We start from the raw sequence: 732 nt of genomic DNA on the forward strand, positions 1-732 counted from the left end.
CCGGCCGGCAGGACTTCTCCAGGCTGAAGATGAAGGGCGGCCTGTCCGGCTACCCGGCGCGCGCCGAGTCCGAGCACGACGTCATCGAGAACAGCCACGCCTCCACCGTCCTCGGCTGGGCCGACGGCCTCGCCAAGGCGAACGAGGTCCTCGGCCGGGACGACCACGTGGTCGCGGTCATCGGCGACGGCGCGCTCACCGGCGGCATGGCCTGGGAGGCCCTCAACAACATCGCCGAGGCGAAGGACCGCCCGCTCGTCATCGTCGTCAACGACAACGAGCGCTCCTACGCCCCGACGATCGGCGGCCTCGCCAACCATCTCGCCACGCTGCGCACCACCGACGGCTACGAGCGCTTCCTCGCCCGTACGAAGGAGATCCTCGACCGCACCCCGGTCGTCGGGAAGCCGCTGTACGAGACGCTGCACGGTGCCAAGAAGGGCCTGAAGGACTTCATCGCCCCCCAGGGCATGTTCGAGGACCTCGGCCTGAAGTACGTCGGCCCCATCGACGGCCACGACATCGAGGCCCTGGAGTCCGCGCTGTCGCGCGCCAAGCGGTTCGGCGGCCCGGTCATCGTGCACTGCCTCACCGAGAAGGGCCGCGGCTACCAGCCGGCCCTCCAGGACGAGGCCGACCGCTTCCACGCCGTCGGAAAGATCCACCCGGACACCGGCCTGCCGATCTCCACCTCCGGCGCCGACTGGACGTCCGTGTTCGCCGACGAGATGG

Annotated in this window: 1 protein-coding gene; it reads left to right on the forward strand. The window is 70.2% G+C overall.

Going from position 1 to position 732, the window contains the following annotated elements; translation table 11 throughout:
* Nucleotides 1-732, forward strand: a 732-nt coding sequence (locus IH00_RS38085; RefSeq protein ID WP_039947680.1) for a 1-deoxy-D-xylulose-5-phosphate synthase N-terminal domain-containing protein, incomplete at both ends; no start/stop codon positions are given.

The sequence above is a fragment of the Streptomyces sp. NRRL S-118 genome (assembly GCF_000716335.1).
Taxonomy (GTDB): Bacteria; Actinomycetota; Actinomycetes; order Streptomycetales; family Streptomycetaceae; genus Streptomyces.